The following is a 22,054-nucleotide window of genomic DNA, read 5'->3' on the forward strand; positions in this document are numbered from 1 at the left end:
CTCTACCACCACGGCACCGGCAACGTCCTCACCGAACGCCACGACAACGGCGTCCTCCAGATCACAACCGGCGTCCCGGCGCACGGAGCGGTGCGATGACCCGCGACCTGGGCTCCTTGTCCTTCGAGCCGTTGACTCCGACGTCGTATCTGGATCGTGCCGCGGCGGCGCACGGGGATCGGGCCGCGGTGGTGGACGGGCGGTCCCGGTGGACCTATGCCGAGCTGCGTGATCGGTGTCAGCGGTTGGCGGGCGGGCTGGCCTCGTTGACCGGGGGGCGTCCGGTGGCGGTGCTGGCGCCGAACACGCATGTGTCGCTGGAGGCGCACTACGGGGTGGTGTGGGCGGGGGTGCCACTGGTAGCGGTGAACACCCGGCTGTCGGCGGGCGAGGTCGCCTACATCCTGGAGCACTCCAAGGCGTCCGTGCTGATCCACGACCCGTCGTTCGACGCGTTGGTGGACGAGGCCCTCGCCCGGCTGGACGCCCCGCCGCACCGGATCAGGGCGGGGCAGCAATACGAGGATCTGCTGGCCGCGGCGGAGCCGCTGCACCTGACCCCGACCGACGAACGGGCGCTGCTGTCGATCAACTACACCTCGGGGACCACGGGCCGCCCGAAGGGCGTGATGTATCACCACCGGGGCGCGTTCCTCCAGGCCATGGCGATGGTGGGGCACACCGGACTGACACCGTCGAGCGTGCACCTGTGGACGCTGCCGATGTTCCACTGCAACGGATGGACGTTCCCGTGGGCGGTGACCGCAGCGGCTGGGACGCACGTCTGCCTGCCGAAGGCGGATCCGGCGGAGATCTGGCGACTGCTCCGGGAAGAGGGCGTCACGCACCTCAACGGGGCGCCGACGGTGCTGTCGATGATCGCCTACGCCCAAGAGGCCGCACCACTGGACCGCACGGTGCGGATCGCCACCGGTGGGGCGCCGCCGTCGCCGGCGATCCTGCGGCGGACGGCGGAGCTGGGGTTCGAGGTCACGCACCTGTACGGGCTGACCGAGACTTACGGCCCAGCGATGCTGTGCGACTGGCGCCCGGAGTGGAACGACCGCGACGCCGCGGCACAAGCGCGGCTCAAGGCGCGCCAGGGCGTCGGGAACATGATCGCGTGCGTGCCACGCGTGATCGCGGACGACGGCACGGACGTCCCCGCGGACGGTGTCACCACGGGGCAGATCGCGTTGCGCGGCAACAACCTCATGCTCGGCTACCTCGACGACCCGGAGGCCACCCTGGCAGCGGCGCCGGACGGATGGTTCCGGACCGGGGACATCGGCATCCTCCACCCGGACGGGTACGTGGAGCTGCGTGACCGCTCGAAGGACGTGATCATCTCGGGTGGGGAGAACATCGCGTCGGTCGAGGTGGAGCAGGCGATCATGGACCATCCGGCGGTACTGGAGGCGGCGGTGATCGCGGTGCCGGACGAGCACTGGGGTGAGGTCCCTGCCGCCTATGTGAGCCTGCGGGAAGGCGCCACGGCCACCGAGGCGGAGATCATCGAGCATGTGAGGGGCAGGCTGGCCCGGTTCAAAGCGCCGAAGTCGGTCACGTTCACCGAGCTGCCGAAGACCTCCACCGGGAAGATTCAGAAGTTCGTGTTGCGGGACAAGGCATGGGCGGGGAGCGAGAGCCGCATCCGGTGAACGACGGGAGCGGACCGGTGGCACGCGAGGTCGTCGGGGAGTGTCGAACCGCGTGCTTCCACGCGGCAGAGCGTCCGGTGGGCGATCAGAAACGCCAGGGCCTGCGGCAGGTGGTCGCCGTCGTCCTCATGTGGCGAGGGCGCGTCGGGTTGTTCAAGCGCAGTGGATCTGTCCAGCATGACGCAGGCCTGTGGCACTGCATCACCGGATATCTGGACGCTGACAGCGACCCGGTACGGCAAGCCATCCAGGAGATCTGGGAGGAGACTCTGCTCCCCGCCCGCGCTCTGGAGCAGCTGACCGCGGGCCCCACGCTGCGTCTCGCCGACCCACGTGGCGGGCCGGACTGGACCGTGCACACTTTTTTGGCCCGCACCAGTCAACGTCGGCTCACTCTCAACTGGGAGCACAAGACATACCGGTGGGTATGGCCTTGGAAGCTGTCGCAGTTCGATGGGCAGGTCGCATGGCTCACAGACGTCCTGCGGGCAGTCGGCTCTCTGCCGTCAGCCAAGGCGCGTGATGGGGTCGCGTCCTAAGGCCGGTGCGAACCGGTCCAGCGCCCTGGGGCAGCCGATCAGGTGGCCCGAATTCAAAAGGCGTGGTGCCGAATACGGAGGTGGTCTGTGATGGTGGCGGAACCGAAGTCGGCCGGCGGCAACGGCGGTCCTCCCCAGGCGGAGGAGCTCGTTGCGCTGGAGTCGGTCGAACAGCGGGTGCGGTGGCTGTCCACCGCGATCATCGATCACGCCAACCGGGTGCGGCCGAACCCTTCGGGGCTGAAGGTGGGCGGTCACCAGGCGTCCAGCGCCTCGATGACCTCGATCATGACGGCGCTGTGGTTTCACGCACTGACTGCCGAGGACCGGGTGTCGGTCAAGCCTCACGCCTCACCGGTGTTGCACGCCATCAACTACCTGCTGGGCGAGCTGGACGAGTCCTACCTGACCACGCTGCGCGCCTTCGGCGGCCTCCAGAGCTACCCCAGCCGGGCCAAGGACCCCGACCCGGTCGACTACTCCACCGGTTCGGTCGGTATCGGCGCCACCGCTCCCCTGTGGGGCGCCCTCGCCCGGCGCTACGTGGAGGGGCGCTTCGGCGGTGCCGGGAAGGGGCGCCAGTACTCCCTGCTCGGCGATGCCGAGCTGGACGAAGGCGCGATCTGGGAGGCCATCCGGGATCCTATGGTGCCGGGCCTGGGCGAAGTGGTGTGGGTCGTCGACCTCAACCGGCAGTCCCTCGACCGAGTCATCCCCGGCATCGCCGCGGACAAGTTGCAGGGTATGTTCGCCGCGGCCGGGTGGCAGGTGATCTCCCTCAAGTACGGGAATCTCCTGCGGGAGTTGTTCACCCGGCCCGGCGGCGAGGCCCTGCGCGCTCGTATCGATGCCATGGGCAACCCCGAATACCAGCGCCTGCTGCGCTGCTCCGCCGACGAGCTGCGCGAGCGCCTGCCCGGCACCGGCTCGACCGCCGGGCCGATCGCCGACCTCATCGCCCCCCTGGACGACGCCTCGCTCCTGGCGGCGCTGCGCAACCTGGGCGGCCACGACATCGGCGCGCTGTCGGATGCGTTCGCCGGTGTCGACGACACCCGCCCGACCGTGATCTTCGCCTACACGATCAAGGGCTACGGGCTCCCCACTGAGGGCCACCCGCAGAACCACTCCTCGCTTCTGACGGCCGACCAGATGAGTGCGCTGGCCGACCGCCTGGGAACCGATCTCGACGACCCGTGGACGCGTTTCGGTGAGGGTTCGGCGGAAGCGGCCCTGTGCGCGGCGGCCGCCCAGCGGCTGCGCCGCCCCGAACAGGCGCCCCAAGAGCCCCCCGCCGTCCCCGCCGACCTGGCGCGCCCGGCCCCCACCGGCATCGGGAACACTCAGCAGGCGCTCGGCCGCGTACTGCTGGATCTCACCCGGCGGGCGCCGGAGGCGGCCGCCCGGATCGTGACCGTCAGCCCGGACGTCAGCTCCACCACCAACCTGGGCGGCTGGCTCAACAAGGTGGGCGTGTGGTCCCCGGCCGAGCGCACCGACTGGTTCGCCGATGACGCCGAGACGATCCTGCACTGGCGCGAGCAGCCGGCCGGTCAGCACGTGGAGCTGGGCATCGCGGAGACCAACCTGGTCGGCCTGCTCGGCGAGCTGGGCGCCACCTGGAGCCGCTGGGGCCAGCCGCTGCTGCCGATCGGCGTCGTCTACGACCCCTTCGTCAACCGGGCCCTGGAGCCCTGGTCGTTCGGCATCTATGCCGGTGGCCAGTCGATCCTGGTCGGCACCCCCTCCGGTGTCACCCTCGCGCCGGAGGGCGGCGCCCACCAGTCGATCACCACACCCTCGCTGGGCATCGAACAGCCCGGCTGCGTCACCTATGAGCCGGCGTTCGCCATCGACACCGAATGGTGTCTGCTCGCCGCACTCGGCAACTTGGCCAGTCCAGGAGGCAGGTCAGCCTATCTGCGGCTGTCGACCCGCCCCATGGACCAGTCGACAGCCGCCGTGCCCAGCGACCCGGCGGCTCGCGAACGCCGTCGCCGACAGGTGACCGCCGGGGCCTACCGGCTGCGGCAGCACGAGAAGCCCGTGGTGACACTCGCCGCGACGGGCGCTTTGGTCCCGGAGGCCCTGGCCGCCGCCGACCGGCTGGCCGCCCTCGGGCATGGCGCCGACGTTGTGTGTGTGACCAGCCCGGACCTACTCTTCCGCGCGCTCCAGGCCCGTCGCGGACTGTCGGACGACCCGGCCTGGATCCTCGACCAGGTCTTCCCCCTCGACCGGGCCACCCCGCTGGTCACCGTCCTGGACGGGCACCCCCACACCTTGGCTTTCCTGAGCACGATCCAGAACGTTCCCGTCAGCACCCTCGGCGTGACCCGGTTCGGCCAGTCCGGGGCGATCGAGGACGTCTACCGCTACCACCGCATCGACACGGACAGCATCGTCAGCACCGCCCTCGACCTCATCGATTGAGCGAGAACCCGGCAGCCTCTGCGTGCCGGGGATTCGCCTCTCATACCCCGTCCGGCGGCACGCCCCTGTCTTGCCGAAAAGACGTGCCGCCGGACGGTCCCGGAGCAGCCGACCCGTACCACCACCCCATGGCAACAGCTCCCCACCCACTCCGTCCGGCGGCACGGTGCGGCACCCGCCCTGACAAGCCGCGCCGTGCCGCTGGACGGTCGCACCAACCTGTCCGCCCTTCCCACGGCGAGCCGAGCAGACGCTCCACCCAGACGATTGGACATGTGATGAAGGCTCTGAGCGGAATCGAACGAAGGTGGTCCGGGGCTCCGGCCGTTCCCCGACCAGCCGCACCGTCAGCCGGTCGTCCGTGTCTGGCCGTGGGTGGCAGGATCGGCGAGGTCGTCTCCAAGCCGCCCGCGAGCGCCTCCGTCGCCGATGAGCTCCAGCAGCGCAATGACGAAGGGTTCCTCCGCTGATGCGCATCGTCCTCGTCGGGCCGCCGGGTGCTGGAAAGGGCACTCAGGCCACACGCCTGGCCGGGAAGCTGTCGATCCCGCACATCTCTACGGGCGATCTGTTCCGGGCCAACATCAGTCGGCAGACCGAGCTCGGGAAACTCGCGAAGGTCTCCATGGACGCCGGCAACCTCGTCCCCGACGAGCTCACCATCGCGATGGCGAAGGACCGCATGCGACAGCCGGATGCCGAGGACGGCTTCCTGCTCGACGGTTTCCCGCGCAATGTCTCGCAGGCCGAGGCGCTCGACGAGCTGCTGACGACCGAGGCCATCACGCTGGACGCGGTTCTTGACCTCGAAGTCCCCGAGGGAGAGGTCATCAAGCGCATCGCCGGCCGGCGCATCTGCCGCAGCCGGTCGGCACACGTGTTCCACGTGTCGTACAGCCCGCCGAAGAAGCAGGGCGTGTGCGACGTCTGCGGCGGTGAGCTCTACCAGCGCGACGACGACTCCGAGGAGACCGTCCGCAAGCGGCTCGAGGTCTACCACACGCAGACCGAGCCGATCATCGAGTACTACACGACGCAGGGCCTGGCGGTCACGATCTCCTCCCTGGGCCCGGTGGACGAGGTCACGCGGCGGGCGCTGGAAGCCCTCGAGCGCGAGGACGACGGCGAGTAGCCGAGCCACCAGCACGTGGGCCGTGCCTGCGGAGCGGCCCGGCTGGTCATGCGCATGTATGCCGAGCGATGCGGTCTTCGCGCCTGGCTGCGCTCCGGCGCCCGGGGGCGACGTGGCCATCGGGGTGGACCAGGCTCTGAGACTCGTCCACCGCACTTGGGGTGATACGGGGCAATCGCTCATCCTGGGCGCCAGAAGCAGCTCGCCGATGTGGCAGACCGTCCAACGTCGCTTCGGTGGCTGACGGGGGAGGAGGGTGCCTGCTGAGCTGTAGGGTGTGGCCCTCTCCGGTCCTCGAGGCTCGCTCTGGGACTGGCACCGCTGCCCGCCTATGGAGCCCGTGGTGTTCGTGTGGGCGCCGGGGCCATGCCTGGAGACAGACTGGCCCAACAGGCCTCCCGTTAGATGTCTGTCTCGCGGTCAGGCCGGGTGCGAACGTGGCGGTCGCGTCCAGCGCCATAACCTGCAGCGGCCATGACCAGGCTCAATGCGGTGAGGAGGAGGAGAGCACCAGTCCAGCTGCCGGTGGTGTCGTGGAGGACGCCCAGAAGGAGGGGTCCGGCCGCGGCGACGAGATAGCCGATGGACTGAGCCATCCCGGCCAGGGCTGTGGTCTCGCTGGGACCAGTGGCACGTTGGCTTTGGAAGCTCAGGGCGAGCACGAGACAGACACCGGCGCCCAACCCGAGAAGAGTGCACGCCGCGAGTGCGAGCGCTGGAAAGAGGAGCAGAAGCGCGAAGCCCGCGGCGACGATCGCTGAGCCCGCGGCCGCAGCGAAGCGCTGGTCGTGGCGGCCCCGAGTGATCAAAGGCAGCGACATGCTCGTGACCAGTGCGACGAGCTGGTAGTAGAACAGCATCCAGCCGGCAGCTGTGGTGCTCATGCCCTGCTGACTCAGGATGCTGGGCAGCCAAGCGACGGCGGTGTAGAAGGCAAGGGATTGCAGGCCCATGAAGAAGGACACCTGCCACGCCAGCCAGGATCGCCATGGGGTTCGAGCGTGTGTCCCACGAGATCGCACGCCGCCGTCCGGCCGGGACCCGCGTAGCCGAGGCAGCCACACGGCGAGAGCGGCGACGGCGACGACTACTCCCCAGGCCAGGGCGGAATGCCAGGTTCCAGGTAGGACCTCGGCAAGCGGGACGGAGATGCCGGACGACAGAGCGGCGACCATTCCCATAGCGGTGACGTAGAGAGCGCTGACGGTATGAACCCGCGAGCCGGGCACGTGGGTGCGGATCACCGTAGGCAGCAGGACGTTGCCAACCGCGATCGCCACCGAGAGGATCACGGTTCCGACGAACAGACAGGCAAGCGAAGGCAAGGACCGGATCACGGTGCCCGCTGCCAGCACTGCGAGGGCGGCCACGAGGAGGCGGGTGGTGCCGACCCGGTGCGAGGTGCGTCCGACAAAGGGCGAAGTCACAGCAAACACAAACAGCGGCAGGGTGCTCAGTACGCCACCCTCTGACGCGGTCAACCCGGTGTCGTGCTCGATGGCCGGCAACAGCGTGCCCACACCCGTCAAGGTCACGCGTAGGTTGGCCGCCACCAAAAGGATCGCGATCAAGAGGCCGGCCGAAAGGGCGGGCGTAGTAACGGGCGTCTCCGGGGTCGCGATCCGGTCGGCCTTCGTAGCCGTGGTGAGGCCGGCGCGGGAGTTCCTCGAGGTGGTCACTTCTGTCGTTCCGTTCCGGTCTCGGTGAGCTTCACGATCTCGGTGGCGCAGTGGCGTGCACCGACCTCGTCTTGGGCAGCGATCGCCTCAACGAGACGCCTGTGCAGAAGGCTGTGCTCTGCGGCCGTCGTGCTGGGCCAGAGCGTGCCGCCGATCTGTTCGGTGACCGCGATGCTGAGGACGTCGTACACCTCGGTAAGAAGGGTGTTCCCGCTGGCACTCACCACGGCCTGGTGGAAGCGGGTATCGATCTCCGCGATGGCGGCCATCTCCGGTGAATCCGCTGTCGCCTCGGCTTCGTCGAGGAGGTGCCGCAGGCGATTCAGGTCGTCTTCGGTACGCCGCAACGCGGCCAAGCCCGAGGCGTACTCTTCCAGCACGGCGCGCAGTTCCAGCACGTCGCTCCGCCTCGAGGTGTTGGCACGTCTCATCAGTACCGAGTGCATTTCGCTCGATGTCCGGACGTACGTCCCGTCACCCTTCCGAGCCTCCAGCAGGCCCAGATGCACCAGCGCGCCGAGCGCCTCGCGCACCGTCGTGCGCCCGACACCGAGTTGCTCGACCAGATCATGTTCCGCCGGAATCCGCGTCCCTACAGGCCATGCGCCGGATGTGATCTGCTCACGAAGGGTGTCCACCAGTTGCGCCGACAAGCTCGCGACGCGGCGCGGCGCACGAAGATCTTTCATAAGGTGACCCTAACACCGAATGTCTGACATCTGTCCGTGATGTAGGTCGCCACCCGCCTTGGTCCGCCTGGCGTGCATGGGTTTCGACGCGGCGAATGCGTTGATCGCGGTGGCGCGGGTGGGTGTCTTGATGACTCGGCCTAGGTGAGCAGCCGATAACTTTTGTCCTTTTCGCCCGTGTCTTGACTCCGCTGATACCAGGACATACGTTGAATGTGAATCACCCATAACGTTAGTCGTCGATAACGACGAAAGAGTCGGTACGGACGTCATCGTCATGACTGAGGGGCCACCCCCGCCGGATCCCCGGTGGCCTGGCGCCGCCACACCGCGCCCGAGACGTTCCTCTCCGGCCTCGCCGTCCCCCGCCCCACCGGGAACACCTCCAGGACAGCACCATGAATCACGACCTGCCCGTGAAGCTCAGCAACAGCCTTGAGACGGTCTCATCCGCTCGGACAGATGTGGTCTTCCCCCTGCCTCACATCCCAGAAGGTCTTGCCGCCGTCCGCCGACGTGCCGCCCGCGCCATGCAACAGTGGCGCATCCCCTCGGACCTTGCGGACGATGCGCTCCTGGTCATCTCCGAACTGATCACCAATGCGGTCGTTCACGCGCTTCCCCCCGCGTCGCTGTGCTTGTCCCGGCAGGGTGGCCGGGCTGCGTGTGCTGTCCGCATCGAGGTCACTGACGCGGGCCCGGCGCTGCTGCGCCACCACGGCGGCAGTCCTCGGCAGCCCGAGGAGAGCGGCCGCGGGAGCGCCATCGTCGCCGCAGTGTCCGCCCGCTCCGGAACCACGACCTACCGAAGCGGGACCACTCGATGGGCGGAAATCCAATAGCCCACGCCCTGACCAGGCCCCCGACGCCACCACGCTGGCGCGTGCGCTGGGCACATGGTTCGGCCAACCGGCCTGAGCGCCGTATTAACAGTCGTCTCAGGTTCGCTCGGTACGAAGTAGGCATCCAGACAAGCGATGCAATCCGTATGGAGGAGGCTAGTGATGGCAGTCAACGCAGCGCCGTCCGGCGAAGCGCCGGCCGGTCGGTTGGCAGGCCGGTGGGTGCCGTGGTTGGTGATTGGCTTGTGGTTGGTGCTGGCGGCGGGCATGGTGCCGCTGAGTGGAAAGTTGAGCTCGGTCACCACCGACAGCGCCGTGGACACCCTGCCGGCCAGTGCCGAGTCCACCAAGGCGGCGGTGCTGGACGACAGTCTCCCCGACGGTGAGAACAACACGTTCGTCTTCGTGTACCACCGCGCCGGCGGCATGACCGACGCCGACCGCGCGACGGTCGAGCGCCACTACAACACCCTTGCCAAGCGGTACCCGCCGAAGGCGACGGCGGCGGCCGGCGAGGCCGAGGAGGACGACGAGGGCTCACCGACGAAACGCTCCACCGACGGCAAGGCGATGATGTTCACCCTCGAGGTGAGCACGACCTACGGCGAACCGGAGGCCATCGTCGGCCCGTTGCGTGACGCCGCGAAGGACCGCCCCGCCGGCCTGGAACTCGACGTGACCGGTCCGGGCGCGATCGACGGCGACATGGATGCCGTCTTCGACGGCATCGACGTGCAGGTCCTCCTCACCACCATCGTCGTCGTCACGCTCCTGCTCATCCTCACCTACCGCAGCCCGGTGTTATGGATCATCCCGCTGGTGGCCGTTGGCGCGGCCGCACTGACCTCGATGGGGACCGTCTACCTGCTCGTCAAGGGCTTCGGCATCGTGGTCAACGACCAGAACTCGGCGCTGCTGACGATCCTGGTATTCGGCGTCGGCACGGACTACGCGCTGTTGCTCATCGCTCGATATCGGGAGGCACTGCACCACCATGAGAACGTCCGGGTCGCGATGGTCCACGCGCTACGCGGCGCGGCACCGGCCATCGTCGCGTCCGCGGCCACCGTGGTCGCCGGCCTGCTCTGCCTGCTCGTCGCGGACCTGAACAGCACCAGCGGGTTGGGCCCGATCGGTGCGGCCGGCATCCTGTGCGCGCTGGTGGCCATGCTGACGCTGTTCCCGGCGGTGCTCGTGGTGCTCGGCAGGCGGGTCTTCTGGCCGGCCATCCCGCGGTTCAGCACGGCGGTGGAGGAGAAGCCGGGGCTGTGGAGACGGCTCGGCACCGCCATCAGCCGCCGCCGGTGGGTGGCGGCACTCGGCTCGCTCGGAGTCCTCGGCGTGCTCGCCATCGGGCTGGCGGGCAACACCGGCGCCCTGCGGGAGCAGGACCAGTTCCTGTCCGCGCCTGAGTCGGTCACCGGCTTCACCGTTCTCCGCCAGCACTTCCCGGAGCTCGGCGGCCAGCCGATGACGATCTTCACGCGGCCGACGCACCAGGAGCGGGTGCTCGACATCGTCAAGGACACTCGCGGTGTGGCCCTGGCCATCCCGGAGCAGACCAGCGGTGGCTGGGCCAACATCTCCGTGTTCCCGAAGGACGCGCCGGACACCGTCGCGGAGTACGACACGATCAAGCGGGTGCGCACCGCCGTGCACGCGGTGAGCGGGGCGGAGGCGATCGTCGGCGGGCCGAGTGCGGAGAACCTCGACACCGAGGTGACCACCAAGCGCGACGAGAAGCTGGTGATCCCGCTGGTGCTCGCCGTCGTCCTGATCGTCCTCGGGCTGCTGCTGCGCGCGATCCTGGCCCCGCTGGTCCTGATGGCCACCGTGATCGTCTCATTCGCCGCAGCCTTCGGCGGCAGCGTGTTCGTCTTCGACACGATCCTCGGGTTCAAGGGTGTCGACTATTCGGTGCCGGTGCTGGCATTCCTGTTCCTGGTGGCGCTCGGCGTCGACTACAACATCTTCCTGGCCAGCCGGGCCCGGGAGGAGACCGTGCGTCTCGGCGCCAGAGAGGGCATGCTCAAAGCCCTCTCGGCCACCGGTGGCGTCATCACCTCGGCGGGCCTGGTCCTGGCGGCCACGTTCGCGGTCCTCGCCACACTTCCGCTGGTGATGCTGATCGAGGTCGGGTTCCTGGTCGCCTTCGGCGTGCTGCTCGACGCCCTGCTGGTGCGGTCGGTCCTGGTGCCCGCCCTCGCCTTGCTGATCGGCCGGCGGATCTGGTGGCCGAGCCGGCTGTCCCGTCCAGCGGCGGAGCCGCCGGACGGTCAACAGTCGCTCGGCGACGACGAGGAGCCCGCGCTGCAACGGTGAGCGCGGCGGCACGGACGAGATCCGGGACGGGCCCCAGGCCCGTCCCGGATTTTTTTCATGGGCCCGACGGCCGCCGCCCTTTGGTCCCGCGCCGTGCGCCGGGGCTGGGGTCGGCGCACCGTGTCCTGCCCCGACGGTGAGCCGCGCGGGACCATGCCCGAGGGCCGCCGTCCCTCGTCCCGCGCCGCGCCGCCGGGGCGGGTCCGCGCACCGCGGTGTCACCCCCGGCGGTGAGCCGCGCGGTCGGGGCGGGCGGGGCCGCGGCCGGAAGGCCGACCCGAAGCAGCGCGCCACCGCGTGCGGAGCGGGCGACGGTGGCCCGGCCGCCGTGGGCGTCGACGACCCGCTGCACGATCGACAGCCCCAGACCGGATCCCGGCAACGCCCGGGCGCTGTCGGCACGGTAGAACCGGTCGAACACCCGCGGTACGTCGGCGGCGTCGATGCCCGGCCCGGCGTCGTCGACCTCGAGCACCGCCGACGCGCCCTCGGCACGGAGCCGGACCTGGACCGGCTGGTCCGCGGGGGACCACTTGCCGGCGTTGTCGATGAGGTTGAGCACCGCCCGCTCGAGCGCAGCGGGACGCCCGCTCACCCACACAGAGGTCACGTCGAGCGCGACCTCGATGTCGGGCACGCGGGAACGCGCCCGGGTCGCGGCGGCCACCACCACGTCGGCGAGGTCGAGCACCTCGGTGCTCTCGTCGCTGACGTCACCGCGCGCCAGGTCGGTCAGCTCGGCGGCAAGGGTGCTCAACTCGCCCACCTGGGCGCCGAGATCGTTGAGCAGCCGGGTCCGGCTCTCCGCCGGCAGTGCGCTGTCCAGGGTGCCGCGCCGATCGAGCCGGATCAGCAGCTCGACGTTGAGGCGCAGGCTGGTGAGCGGGGTCTTGAGCTCGTGGGCGGCGTCCTCGGCGAGCAGCCGCTGGGCCCGCCGGGAGTCCCGGAGCGCGGCGAGCATGTCGTTGATCGACTGGATCAGCCGCCGGATCTCCCCACCGCCCTCATCCGGGATGTCGGCGTCGAGATCCCGGGTGTGCGCGACACGTACCGCGGCGGCGGTCAGCCGGTCGATCGGTGCCAGCCCGGTCCGCGCCACGGTCCGCCCGACAAGGGCGCCACCGACCATACAGAGCAGCCCGATCAGCAGCATGCCCAACCCGAACCGGTTGATCGGGCTGTCGTCGACGACGCGGGCCACCTGGACCGCGCCGTCGCCCGCCCGCAGCGTGTAGATGCGGTAGCCGTCCTCGTCGCTGTCCTTCGACTCCATCAGGTCGGCCGACGCGCCCTGCGCCACGCGCCCGGCGTGCTCGCTGACCGGGGGCAGCGCGGGTTGGCCGGCCGGCGTCCGGGTCGAGCCGTCGGGCAGGATGACCCGCACCAGCCGACCGGATCCGGGATACGGCGGTAGCTGGACCCGCGCCAGACCGGCGCGCTCCGCGGTCGTCGCCAGGACGCGGGAGTCGGCGCGCAGCTGATTCTCGGCGGTGTCCTCCAGCTCCCAGCCCAGCAGCTCGCTGGCCACCTGGAAGGCCACGAACACACTGACCGCGATGGCCGTCGCCGCGATCACCGTCAGCCTGGTCCGCAGGGACCGCCGGCGCCACCATCGGGTCAGTCGTCGCGGTTCCCGACCGGCGGGCCTGCTCACGGAGGAGTCTCCCGCAACGTGTATCCCAGGCCGCGCAGCGTGTAGATCAATCGCGGCTCACCCCCGGCCTCCATCTTGCGGCGCAGATAGCTCACGTATACCTGGAGGTTGTTGGCGGTGGAGCTCATGCCGAAGCCCCAGATCGCCTCGAACAGCGCGTCGCGGGTCAAGACCCGGGTCGCGTTGCACATGAGGACGTGCAGGAGGGAGAACTCGGTCCGGGTCAGGCGCAGCGGCCGCTCGCCCCGCCACGCCTCGAACCTGTCGGGATCGAGCCGGACGTCGGCGAACGACAGGATCTGCGACTCCTCGTCGGCCGGCATGCGCCGGCGCAACAGGGCCCGCACCCGGGCCAGCAACTCCTCGGTGGCGAACGGCTTGGGCAGGTAGTCGTCGGCGCCCGCGTCCAGCCCCGCGACCCGGTCGGAGACCTGGTCACGGGCGGTCAGCATCAGCACCGGCAGATCCCTGCCCGCGGCCCGCAACCGCCGACAGGTCTCCAGCCCGCCGAGGCGGGGCATCATCACGTCGAGGAGTAGCAGATCCAACGTGTCACCGCTGGCCCCACCGACCCCGTCGAGCACGGCGAGACCGTTGGCGACGGTGCTGGTGTCGTAACCCTCGACCTGGAGCACCCGCTCCAGCGACTCACGGATGGACACGTCATCCTCCGCAATCATGATCCGCACGCCGGCCCTCCCCCCTTCCAGTCGATGTTTTTGCCGCTCATTGTCCCCGACCAACCTGAGGCCAGGATTAGAGCGTCGCTGGGGACCGCGCTCTTACGGATACCTAAACGGATACCTAATAGGACTCCGTTAGGTCTTCCGGACTGATGCTGGACGGCCGCCACAAGTCGATCCCGGCCATGGCCGCTCGGCTGTCGGACGGCAACGGGCAGAACCTTCAGCAGTTCGTGAACCAGTCCATCTACGGCCCCGTGCCGGTGCAGCGTCGGATCTGCGAACGCATGCTGCCGCTCATCGCCCCGACGGCCTGGGTGATCGACGACGTGTCGGTGCCCAAGGAGACCCGGAAGCTGCTTACTGTTCCATCGGTGCTCCTCCGCCGTAGGGCGGCGAAGGACGCCCTGCTGGCCTGGCATCGTCGGTTCATCGCCGCGAAGTGGGACTTCACCGCGCGCCGACGCGGGATGGGTGGCCTGGGTCCAGCCCTGGCGGCGGTAGAAGGACATGGCCCGTCCCGACTGGACGGAGGTGAGCAGCCAGGAGCGGCCGTCGGGAGCGTCCGCGGTGACCGCCTCCAGCAGCTCGGCGGCGAGGCCGGTGCCCTGGGCATCGGCGCGGACGGCCAGCTCGTTTATCTCGCGGGCCCCGCACTGCCACTCCACGGTGCGGTCGGGGCCGAGGCTGACGGCGGCCTGGGGATAGCAGCGGCCGGTGGGGAAGGGGACGAGAGTGGTCCAGGCGGTGGCCAAGCCGACGAGATCCGGGCCCGCGAAGGCGAGGGCCGCGGTGAAGCCGGGTCGGCCCGCGTTCACCGGGAGCCGGAGCGGAGAACGGAAGTCCGACTGGGCAGCGGCGGGGCGCACCTGTCCGGAGGTGAGTTGGGCGATCAGGGCTCCCCGGGCCCTGGCCACGCGGGAACGGATCGTGCCGACGGGGCATTGCGCCACGGTGGCGGCCTCCGAGTAGGTGAGCCCCAGCAACTGGGTGAGCACGAACACCTCCCGCCGGGACGCGGGCAGCGCCGTGAGCAGTTCGCCGAGAGCGACGCTCTCCTCGAAGCCCTGCACATCGCACGGCTGATTCCGTTCCGCGGCCGCCTGCCAGCCGTCGGTTCCGGAGATTCTGGGGCGGGTCGTCAGCCATCGGATCCGCGTCCAGGACCGTCACCGTGTACCTGCGCTGTGCCAGGGGTGGTCGAGGGCGCGGCCGAGGGGGTCGGGTCATCTCGCTGGAGGCGGAGCCTGACGTGGTGTGAAGTTCACCCTCCGCTCCGCATGCCAGATATTGATTCACGGGGCCGCTATCATCCACAACATCTACAGCGAGACGTTCGCACATCAATGAGATACTCATGATTATTGAACGTCTTATGGCATGTTCGTAGGTTCGAACCATGCAGACATTCACTTTGGGAGATTTCGAGATCAGCCGTATCACCGAGTGGCACGGCTCTTTCGCGCCGGTCAGCGTGCTGTTCCCCTCCATCCCCGCCGACGCGTGGCAAAGACACCAGACCTGGCTGGACGCGCACTTCTGGGATGCCGCGACCGGCGACTACCTGGCCCATATGCAGACCTGGGTGCTGCGTGGACAGGGGCGCACGATCCTGGTGGACACCGGGCTGGGCAACGACAAGCCGCGCGTTCACGGTCTGCTGGCCAACCGCGACGGCGACTTCCTACACCGGCTCGCCGCGATTGGCGTGCGGCCCGAAGACGTGGACACAGTGGTCAACACCCATCTGCACACCGACCACGTCGGGTGGAACACTCGGCTGGAGAACGGCGAGTGGGCACCGACATTCCCCAACGCTCAGTACCTGATGCACAAGGCCGACTTCGACTACTGGAACCCCGCTAACAACATCCCCCGCAAGTCGGACTTCGGCGACCCCGCCGACAGCAGGGCGGGCTTCGACGACAGCGTGCTGCCCGTTCACCGAGCCGGTCAGGCCCTGCTGTGGGAAGGCGACGAGCACTCCATCGCCGCCGGCCTGTCCCTCCAGCTGGCTCCCGGACACACCCCCGGTTCCACGGTGCTCAAGTTGCACTCCGGCACGGACCGCGCTTTCTTCGTCGGAGACCTCATCCACACGCCCTTGCAGTTCCTCACCCCGGACCACGACACCTGCCTGAGCGAAGACCAGCGGCAGGCGGCCAGGAGCCGCCGCCGCATGCTGGAAGAGGCCGCAGACACCAACGCCCTCATCATCCCGGCCCATCTGGGCGGCGCCGGAGGGGCCGAAGTCGTCCGGAAGGGAGAAACCTTCACCATCAAGCAGTGGGCACCGCTGACCGCGCCAGCAGCGAATCCCGGTCGTCCGGTCCGTCTCACCTGACGCGCCACCCAACCAATCGTCATCCGGTGAACGAGACGATGGGTGCCGATGTGCGCCGAATCTTTAAGCGATCGCATACTCTGGCAGACGTGGACGTGCTCAGTGACGTCATTACTTCCTTCCGCGCAGGACGCCCCTTCGCCAACCGAGAAGATCGCGCGGGTGTCTGGCATATCCCCTTCGCCTCTTTCGCCGGAGCCGGGTTCCACATCGTGCTGAGCGGATCGTGCCGACTGCTGACACCCGACGGTTCACAGCGAACCCTCAGTGTCGGCGACGTGGTACTCACCCCGCACGGCGCACAGCACGCCCTGGAAAATCTCGGCCACGCCGACGCTGAGGCCGACAGCCCCACTTCCCTGCTGTGCGGGGCTTATCAGCTCGATCAGACACACCTCCATCCCCTCCTGGCCACCCTGCCGGACGTCATCCACCTGCGAGTGCGGTTCGGGCGCCATCCCGCACTGCACTCCGCCGTGTCCCTGCTCGGCACCGAACTGCGAAACCCACAGCAGGGATCCGTGTCCGCCCTTTCCACACTGCTCGACCTGCTGCTGATCTACATGCTCCGAGCCTGGCTTGAGGACGAGTCCGAACGCGGCGCGCCCGGCTGGTCCGCAGCGCTTGCCGACCCCGTTATCAGTGCCGCTCTCAGCGCCATGCACGAGAACCCCGCCCACGCCTGGACCGTCGAGGAACTGGGCAAGGAAGCAAACTTGTCCCGGGCGGCGTTCGCGCGCCGATTCACCACTCTGGTAGGAGAGCCGCCGCTGACCTACCTGACCTGGTGGAGACTGAGCATTGCCGCCCGCCTGCTCAAAGAAAGCGGCACATCTCTCGAGTCCATCGCGCGCAGCGTCGGGTACGGCTCGCAGTACGCCTTTGCCAACGCCTTCAAACGCGTGCACGGCACCTCTCCCGGTCGCTACCGGCGGACGCACACCGGCGACCAGCAGCCGACGCAGTGGCATCCGAGCCCAGGATGACCGCATGACCGCTGGAGGTTGTCCAGGACGACATGGATCTGGGTCCCCGCGGGCGGCTCGATGGCCTTCTCTCAAGACCGTGTCCTACGTGGTGAGGCAGTCGTTGGGCTGAGTAGTGGGACGGGGTACGTGGAGTTGGTCCTCCTAGTCGGTCTCCTGCGGCCGGTTCGATCACGAGACTTGGAAGGATCGTTTGGACAGCCCGAACCGGTAGCCCTCGATCGTCGTCCGGACGGGCACTTCGGCGTCGGTCGCGACTCCGAAGGTGACGAACATCGGCGTGTAGTGCTCGACGGTGGGGTGCGCGAAGTGCACTGCGGGGGCGAGGCTGCGGTAGTTCATCAAGGTGTCGAGGTCACCACGGGCGAGGGCGTCGGCCGCCCAGGCATCGAAGTCGGCGGACCAGGACGGCACGACGTTGTGCACGAACTGGTCCCGGGTGAGGAAGGGAACCCCGTGCGTCATGTAGCCCGACCCGACCACGAGCACGCCTTCCTCGCGCAGATCCCGCAGCCGACCGCCGATGTCCATCAGCCGGGCGGGGTGGTGTGTGGGCAAGGACATCTGCAAGACCGGAACGTCGCCGTAGGGGTACATGGTTTTCAACGGGACCCACGCACCGTGGTCCAGGCCGCGGCTGGTGTGCTGGTGGACCGGTTCGCTGTCCGGCATCGAGGCCGCGACCCGGGCGGCCAGTGCGCTGGCGTCCGGTGTTTCGTAGGTCATCCGGAAGTACCGCTGGGCGAAGCCCCCGAAGTCGTAGACCAACGGCGTGTTAGGGCCCGACGCCGACAGGCTGAGCGGCGCCGATTCCCAGTGCGCGCTGACGATCAGGATCGCCGTCGGCTTGGGCAGAGCCTGGGACCAGTCGAACAGCTCGCTCATCCACACCGCGTCCTCGAACAGCGCCGGAGAGCCATGGCTGAGGTAGAGCGCGGGCATCGGCCCATCGGCCGGCGTCCAGCGACGCTGATCGCGACTGGCGGGAGCCTGCACTCTCATGAACTGGTCGTAGACGGCCGCAGGATCGGCAGCAGCATTCATGGTTGACCTTACTAGGTGGTTTTGTGGAGACGAACGTCTGTCTCGAACTCAGGAGGTGACCCGCGAGTGCTGCCCGAGGCGAGGATGGCGAGTCCTTCGGCGGCGTGGTCGAGTCGCGGACCTGGACGACGCTGACCTGCACGGAGCCTTCCGCGCTCTTCGTCGCGACCGGAGTGGTGACCTCGCGAGTGGCGTATGCCATCACCTTATGGCCGGTGAGGCCGACAGCGATGAGGGTGTCCTCGTCAGGTCCCGTAGTGGTGAAGGAGAGCTCCGAGTTCGCGGAGCGGCTCGAAGTCGGCAGCGGTATCGGTGGCCGCGACCTCGACCTGCTGGGCGGCGGGGTGTTGTTGTGCCGACTCCGCACCGTCTACTGCGGAGTAGCAGTGGCGCCTTCGGCCGTGAGGCGTAAGACGAAGTCGTAGGTGAGGGTGCGGTAAGGCTGGTCGAAACCACGAGCGTGATGGTCGTCATGGCGGGTAGTGGTCTTGACCGCGTCGGCGGGGATAGCGCCTTCGATGGTGCTGGCGACCAGTGGGTCGCCGTCGAAGTAGATCTGGGTGGTCAGTGGTAGGCATCCGTCCGCGGAGACGATCGCGTGGATGTGCAGCGGGCGCAGGCCTTGAAGCTGCAACGCTCGGGTCAGTGTGGCGAGTGGGCTGTCCGTGGCCAGGCCGAAGGTTTCGGTGCCGGGCATCACCGTGCGGAACTCGTAGCGGCCGTCGGCGTCGGCGATGATCCTGGCGCGGAGGTTGTCGGCGGGGATGCCGGTGGAGTCGTTGGGGATATTCAGCGGCTCGAAGTCGCTGGTTTCCATGCCGGAATAGACGTTGTTGGCGTCGATCTGCCAGATCTCCAGGGCGGCTCCGGGCAGCGGGTCGCCTGTGGTGGTGCGTACGGTCCCGGACACGATGAGGGGTTCTCCGGGTTCGTCGGGACGCATGGGCAGGACGGCGGGGCTGTGCAGGACGGGGGCTCCGGGGCGGTGGGCGGGGCCCTCCATCTCCCAGTGACTCGCGCCGTCCTTCTCCGGGTGGGCGTAGGTCGCGCCCGCGGTTCCTTTGAGGACGGTCTTGTAGAACAGGATGCTCGCGGACGGCAGTTCGCCGGCGTCGGCGACCTGCTGTAGCCATCCGATCGTGGCAAACAGTTCCTCGAGGGTGACCTGGTGTTTGAGGATGACGTCGTCGACGGCGCGGCGCAGATCGGCGAAAACGACCTGCAACCGGCTCTGGGACTCGCTCACGTGCGGTGGCTCCTTTTCGGGACGGGGACAGTGCGGTCGGGCGGATGTGGTGACACATCAGGAAATCGAGTGCGGCGGCGTTCCACTCTTGGTGCGCGGCGGCCCTAACCGCCGCCCAGCGCCGGACTCCTTCGGCGTGAGCGTGCGGTATCCGGCCGACAGTTCGGACGGTCCGCTGAGCGCCAGCGAGGTGACGCGCTCCGGGTGAGGAGGCCGTACTCCAACGCGATCGGGCCGCCAGCGGCCGCGGCGACCAGGCGACGCCGTGTTCACACCGAGGTGGTCCAGCAGGTGGTTCAGATCTGCCGCATCGTCGACGCGGTCCACAGCTTCCGCGCGGGGAGGGCGACTCGTGCCGCGGCGGTTGGAGGCGACGACCCGGAAGCCGGCCGAGACGAACTCGCCGACCTGGTGCACCCAACTGTCAGCCGAGCCCGAGGCGGGGTGCAGGAACGCGACTGCATCCCCACCACTACCCGAATCGGTGAAATACAGTGGCCTCCCGGCCAGGGAGAACCGGCAGGCGAACCCCCTTTCGGTGCGTTCGGTCAGCGCCGGATTCCGGCGACGAGCTTTTCCCAGTTCCGGAAGGCGATACGTTCGCGGTCGGCCTCGCCAATCGGTGCCGTTTCCAGGAAACGCCGTGCGGATCCGGTGCTCTCCCGGTTGAACGGGTAGTCCGAGGCATACATGATCCGCTCGACCCCCACCGTCTCCAGGCTCCACCGCAGGTACGTGTGGCTGGAGATGCCGCCCGGGGTGATGAAAATGTTCGAGCGGAAGTACTCCGCGATCGGACGCCGTAGGTCGGTGAGGTTGTCCATCGCCGCGACACGGTCGAGGTAGAACAGCACCACCTCGCCCCAGTGCCCCAGGATGACCTGAAGCTCGGGGAACCGGTCGAACACGCCGCCGACGATCATCCGGAGCATGGTCAGCCCGGCGTCGTAGTGCCAACCGAACGCCCCGGTCGCCAGCATGCTGTCCACCGGCTCACCGAAACCGCGGTAGTAGGCCTTGGTGACGGCCGGGAACGGAACACTGGGATGCAGGTAGATCGGTGCGCGCAGATCCTCGGCGGCCTCGTAGACGTCCCAGAATACGGGCGCGTCCAGAGCCCGGCCACCGGAGTTCGCGTTGACCAGCGCGCCACTGAGCCCCAGCTCGGTGACCGCACGCCGCAATTCCTCGGCCGCGGCCGACGGCGCGGAGGTGGCGAGCGCCGCGAACCCCTGGAAACGCCCCGGGTGGCGGCGCACGGCGGCAGCGATCGCGTCGTTCGTGGGCGCCTGCAAGGGGACTGCCTCCGCCGGGTCGAGGTTCTGTAGCCCCGGCGTCGTCAGCGACAGCACCGCGGTGTCGATCCCGGCGTCCTCCATCGCGGCGATGCGCCCGCCGCCCAGGTCCAGCAGCGCCGGCGTGATGTCACTGGCGACAGCCCACTTCATCATCGGCTCGGCGAGCTGGGGGTCGCGCCGCTTCCACGCATCGAGCACGTCGGGGGTGACGAAGTGCTCTTCGAGCCCGTACAGCTTCATCGAGACTCAGCTTCGGACGGACTTGAGCGCGCCGGCCCAGGACTCGAGCTGGCCGAACAGGACGGAAGCGGCATGGTCGTGTATCGCGGAGGGCTTGAACACCGAGAAGTTCTCGAAGTCGGTGAGCAACGAGAACGACAGCTGCTGGCGCACGTGGGCCAGTTGCAACTCGCTCGAGATCGCCCGCAGGTGCTCGATCGCCCGCGTACCGCCGAGCGAGCCGTACGACACGAAGGCTGCCGCCTTGTTGTTCCACTCGGCGTAGAGGTAGTCGATGGCGTTCTTCAGCACCCCAGAGGTGGAGTGGTTGTACTCCGGGGTGACGAAGACGTATCCGTCGAACTCCTTGATCTTGGCGGACCAGGCCTTCGTATGCTCGCCCGCGTAAGTGCCCCTGCTCGCCGGCACGCCCTCGTCCAGGTGCGGCAGCGGGTAGTCGAGCAGGTCGATCAGTTCGTAGTCGGCGTTCGCCCGCTCCTTGGCCTTGGCCAGCACCCAGTTCGCCACCGCTTCACCGTTACGGCCGGGACGGGTGCTGCCGAGGATGATGGCGAGCTTCAGGTCGCTCATGGATAGCCCTTCCAATCGGGACACACTCACACTTGAATGTTCAAGTGTGAAGCTAGCCCACCTCACGTGAATGTTCAAGTCAGGACCTCGGTGACATGGGTATGCTGCGCACATGTCTGCCCCAGGGGAGTCCAAGGTGTCCGGGCCGCGCCGGCTCAGCGGTGATCAGCTAGCGGCGTGGCGTGGGTTCATGAAGCTCCTCCAGAGGCTGCCGGCGGCGCTGGAGTCGCAGCTCCAGCAGGACTCGAAGCTCAGCTTCATCGAGTACCACGTGCTGGCGCACCTGTCCGAACAGCCCGGGCGCCGCCTGCGGATAAGCGAGCTCGCGGTCCTGGCCAACACGGAACTGTCCCGCCTGTCCCACATGATCGGTCGGCTCGAGAAGCGCGGGTTCGTGTGCCGCGAGCCCGACCCGCACAACGGGCGTTACACGCAGGCGATCCTGACCGAAGCCGGTTTCGCGTACCTGGCGGACGCGGCCCCTGGACACGTCAGCCAGGTGCTGGACCTGTTCATCAACGTCCTGGCCCCGGACGAGCTACGGACGCTGCACCGGATCTCCGATAAGGTGCTCGCCCGCATCGAGCGTTCAGGCTAGCGACCACTGCGCGCCGCAGCCCGCATCACCCGCGGCGGCCGCCGCCTCCACCCGCGCATCTCCGCAGCCTGGCCCTGGCGAAACGAGCTGACCA

17 protein-coding genes and 3 pseudogenes are annotated in these 22,054 nt (G+C 68.6%); 10 read left to right on the plus strand and 10 right to left on the minus strand.

Annotation, left to right across the window (positions count from 1 at the left end):
- Positions 1-95: 95 nt before the first annotated feature.
- The 4 genes from ABD329_RS36545 (at position 96) to ABD329_RS36560 (ending at position 5,765) form a co-directional block, all read left to right on the plus strand.
- Positions 96-1,661, plus strand: coding sequence for an AMP-binding protein (locus ABD329_RS36545; protein WP_344317489.1), 1,566 nt, complete (start codon positions 96-98; stop codon positions 1,659-1,661).
- 17 nt (positions 1,662-1,678) lie between these two features.
- Positions 1,679-2,200, plus strand: a complete 522-nt coding sequence (locus ABD329_RS36550) for an NUDIX domain-containing protein (RefSeq protein ID WP_198281925.1) — start codon at positions 1,679-1,681, stop codon at positions 2,198-2,200.
- Between the two features lie 90 nt (positions 2,201-2,290).
- Positions 2,291-4,633 (plus strand): transketolase-like TK C-terminal-containing protein, encoded by a 2,343-nt coding sequence (locus tag ABD329_RS36555; RefSeq protein ID WP_344317490.1) that lies wholly within the window; start codon positions 2,291-2,293, stop codon positions 4,631-4,633.
- Between the two features lie 469 nt (positions 4,634-5,102).
- Positions 5,103-5,765, plus strand: coding sequence for an adenylate kinase (locus ABD329_RS36560; protein WP_198278165.1), 663 nt, complete (start codon positions 5,103-5,105; stop codon positions 5,763-5,765).
- Positions 5,766-6,166: 401 nt separating this feature from the next.
- On the opposite strand, the gene ABD329_RS36565 is transcribed toward ABD329_RS36560, so the two are convergent.
- Together ABD329_RS36565 and ABD329_RS36570 are read right to left on the minus strand one after the other, a co-directional pair.
- The gene (locus ABD329_RS36565; RefSeq protein WP_309142768.1) at positions 6,167-7,444 is read right to left on the minus strand and encodes an MFS transporter; all 1,278 of its coding nucleotides are present in this window, start codon (positions 7,442-7,444) and stop codon (positions 6,167-6,169) included.
- Positions 7,441-8,133 carry a FadR/GntR family transcriptional regulator gene (locus tag ABD329_RS36570; protein ID WP_198278164.1) on the minus strand — a complete coding sequence of 231 codons (693 nt, stop codon included), beginning with the start codon at positions 8,131-8,133 and terminating at the stop codon, positions 7,441-7,443. The genes ABD329_RS36565 and ABD329_RS36570 overlap by 4 nt, the downstream gene beginning before the upstream one ends.
- Positions 8,134-8,663: 530 nt before the next feature.
- Between ABD329_RS36570 and ABD329_RS36575 the strand changes: the two genes are divergently transcribed.
- Together ABD329_RS36575 and ABD329_RS36580 are read left to right on the plus strand one after the other, a co-directional pair.
- A complete protein-coding gene (locus ABD329_RS36575) occupies positions 8,664-8,975 on the plus strand; it encodes an ATP-binding protein (RefSeq protein WP_246618584.1) in 312 nt (103 codons plus the stop codon).
- Positions 8,976-9,137: 162 nt separating this feature from the next.
- A complete protein-coding gene (locus ABD329_RS36580) occupies positions 9,138-11,297 on the plus strand; it encodes an MMPL family transporter (RefSeq protein WP_198278162.1) in 2,160 nt (719 codons plus the stop codon).
- A gap of 55 nt (positions 11,298-11,352) precedes the next feature.
- Here ABD329_RS36580 and ABD329_RS36585 read toward each other — a convergent pair whose 3' ends face one another.
- Both ABD329_RS36585 and ABD329_RS36590 read right to left on the minus strand, forming a co-directional pair.
- A complete protein-coding gene (locus ABD329_RS36585) occupies positions 11,353-12,951 on the minus strand; it encodes a HAMP domain-containing sensor histidine kinase (RefSeq protein ID WP_344317491.1) in 1,599 nt (532 codons plus the stop codon).
- Positions 12,948-13,640, minus strand: coding sequence for a response regulator transcription factor (locus ABD329_RS36590; RefSeq protein ID WP_198278160.1), 693 nt, complete (start codon positions 13,638-13,640; stop codon positions 12,948-12,950). The genes ABD329_RS36585 and ABD329_RS36590 overlap by 4 nt, the downstream gene beginning before the upstream one ends.
- A 140-nt stretch (positions 13,641-13,780) precedes the next feature.
- Here ABD329_RS36590 and ABD329_RS36595 point away from each other — a divergent pair.
- Positions 13,781-13,987 (plus strand): annotated as a pseudogene (locus tag ABD329_RS36595) (transposase); the annotation flags it as partial.
- 108 nt (positions 13,988-14,095) lie between these two features.
- Here ABD329_RS36595 and ABD329_RS36600 read toward each other — a convergent pair.
- Together ABD329_RS36600 and ABD329_RS36605 are read right to left on the minus strand one after the other, a co-directional pair.
- Positions 14,096-14,458 (minus strand): annotated as a pseudogene (locus tag ABD329_RS36600) (GNAT family N-acetyltransferase); the annotation flags it as partial.
- A gap of 81 nt (positions 14,459-14,539) precedes the next feature.
- A pseudogene (locus tag ABD329_RS36605) lies at positions 14,540-14,707 on the minus strand (sigma factor-like helix-turn-helix DNA-binding protein); the annotation flags it as partial.
- A gap of 326 nt (positions 14,708-15,033) precedes the next feature.
- Here ABD329_RS36605 and ABD329_RS36610 point away from each other — a divergent pair.
- Positions 15,034-15,978, plus strand: coding sequence for an MBL fold metallo-hydrolase (locus ABD329_RS36610; RefSeq protein ID WP_198278159.1), 945 nt, complete (start codon positions 15,034-15,036; stop codon positions 15,976-15,978).
- Positions 15,979-16,067: 89 nt separating this feature from the next.
- On the plus strand, positions 16,068-16,964 hold the full coding sequence (locus ABD329_RS36615) for a cupin domain-containing protein (protein ID WP_198278166.1): 897 nt from the start codon (positions 16,068-16,070) through the stop codon (positions 16,962-16,964).
- A 171-nt stretch (positions 16,965-17,135) separates the two neighbouring features.
- Here the strand turns inward: ABD329_RS36615 and ABD329_RS36620 are convergent, their stop codons facing one another.
- The 4 genes from ABD329_RS36620 to ABD329_RS36635 all read right to left on the minus strand — a co-directional run bounded on the left by ABD329_RS36620 (position 17,136) and on the right by ABD329_RS36635 (position 21,362).
- Positions 17,136-17,906 (minus strand): dioxygenase family protein, encoded by a 771-nt coding sequence (locus tag ABD329_RS36620; RefSeq protein WP_198278158.1) that lies wholly within the window; start codon positions 17,904-17,906, stop codon positions 17,136-17,138.
- 472 nt (positions 17,907-18,378) lie between these two features.
- The gene (locus tag ABD329_RS36625) at positions 18,379-19,254 is read right to left on the minus strand and encodes a dioxygenase family protein (protein ID WP_344317492.1); all 876 of its coding nucleotides are present in this window, start codon (positions 19,252-19,254) and stop codon (positions 18,379-18,381) included.
- A gap of 548 nt (positions 19,255-19,802) precedes the next feature.
- Complete coding sequence (locus ABD329_RS36630) at positions 19,803-20,792, minus strand: amidohydrolase family protein (RefSeq protein ID WP_198276274.1); 990 nt, start codon at positions 20,790-20,792, stop codon at positions 19,803-19,805.
- Between the two features lie 6 nt (positions 20,793-20,798).
- Entirely contained in the window at positions 20,799-21,362 is a 564-nt protein-coding gene (locus tag ABD329_RS36635) for an NADPH-dependent FMN reductase (RefSeq protein WP_198276273.1), read from the minus strand.
- 112 nt (positions 21,363-21,474) lie between these two features.
- On the opposite strand from ABD329_RS36635, the gene ABD329_RS36640 reads away from it, so the two are divergent.
- Complete coding sequence (locus ABD329_RS36640; protein WP_198276272.1) at positions 21,475-21,960, plus strand: MarR family winged helix-turn-helix transcriptional regulator; 486 nt, start codon at positions 21,475-21,477, stop codon at positions 21,958-21,960.
- Positions 21,961-22,054 lie beyond the last annotated feature (94 nt).

The sequence above is a fragment of the Streptomyces javensis genome (assembly GCF_039525925.1).
In the GTDB taxonomy this organism is placed as follows: Bacteria; Actinomycetota; Actinomycetes; order Streptomycetales; family Streptomycetaceae; genus Streptomyces; species Streptomyces asiaticus.

What these genes read in the sequence shown, in the direction of transcription:
- ABD329_RS36575 (WP_246618584.1), top strand. Translation starts at nt 8,664, where the DNA reads ATGCAACAGTGGCGCATCCCCTCGGACCTTGCGGACGATGCGCTCCTG.
- ABD329_RS36580 (WP_198278162.1), top strand. Translation starts at nt 9,138, where the DNA reads ATGGCAGTCAACGCAGCGCCGTCCGGCGAAGCGCCGGCCGGTCGGTTG.
- ABD329_RS36640 (WP_198276272.1), top strand. Translation starts at nt 21,475, where the DNA reads ATGTCTGCCCCAGGGGAGTCCAAGGTGTCCGGGCCGCGCCGGCTCAGC.
- ABD329_RS36545 (WP_344317489.1), top strand. Translation starts at nt 96, where the DNA reads ATGACCCGCGACCTGGGCTCCTTGTCCTTCGAGCCGTTGACTCCGACG.
- ABD329_RS36630 (WP_198276274.1), bottom strand. Translation starts at nt 20,792, where the DNA reads ATGAAGCTGTACGGGCTCGAAGAGCACTTCGTCACCCCCGACGTGCTC.
- ABD329_RS36570 (WP_198278164.1), bottom strand. Translation starts at nt 8,133, where the DNA reads ATGAAAGATCTTCGTGCGCCGCGCCGCGTCGCGAGCTTGTCGGCGCAA.
- ABD329_RS36620 (WP_198278158.1), bottom strand. Translation starts at nt 17,906, where the DNA reads ATGCCCGCGCTCTACCTCAGCCATGGCTCTCCGGCGCTGTTCGAGGAC.
- ABD329_RS36560 (WP_198278165.1), top strand. Translation starts at nt 5,103, where the DNA reads ATGCGCATCGTCCTCGTCGGGCCGCCGGGTGCTGGAAAGGGCACTCAG.
- ABD329_RS36635 (WP_198276273.1), bottom strand. Translation starts at nt 21,362, where the DNA reads ATGAGCGACCTGAAGCTCGCCATCATCCTCGGCAGCACCCGTCCCGGC.
- ABD329_RS36610 (WP_198278159.1), top strand. Translation starts at nt 15,034, where the DNA reads ATGCAGACATTCACTTTGGGAGATTTCGAGATCAGCCGTATCACCGAG.
- ABD329_RS36555 (WP_344317490.1), top strand. Translation starts at nt 2,291, where the DNA reads ATGGTGGCGGAACCGAAGTCGGCCGGCGGCAACGGCGGTCCTCCCCAG.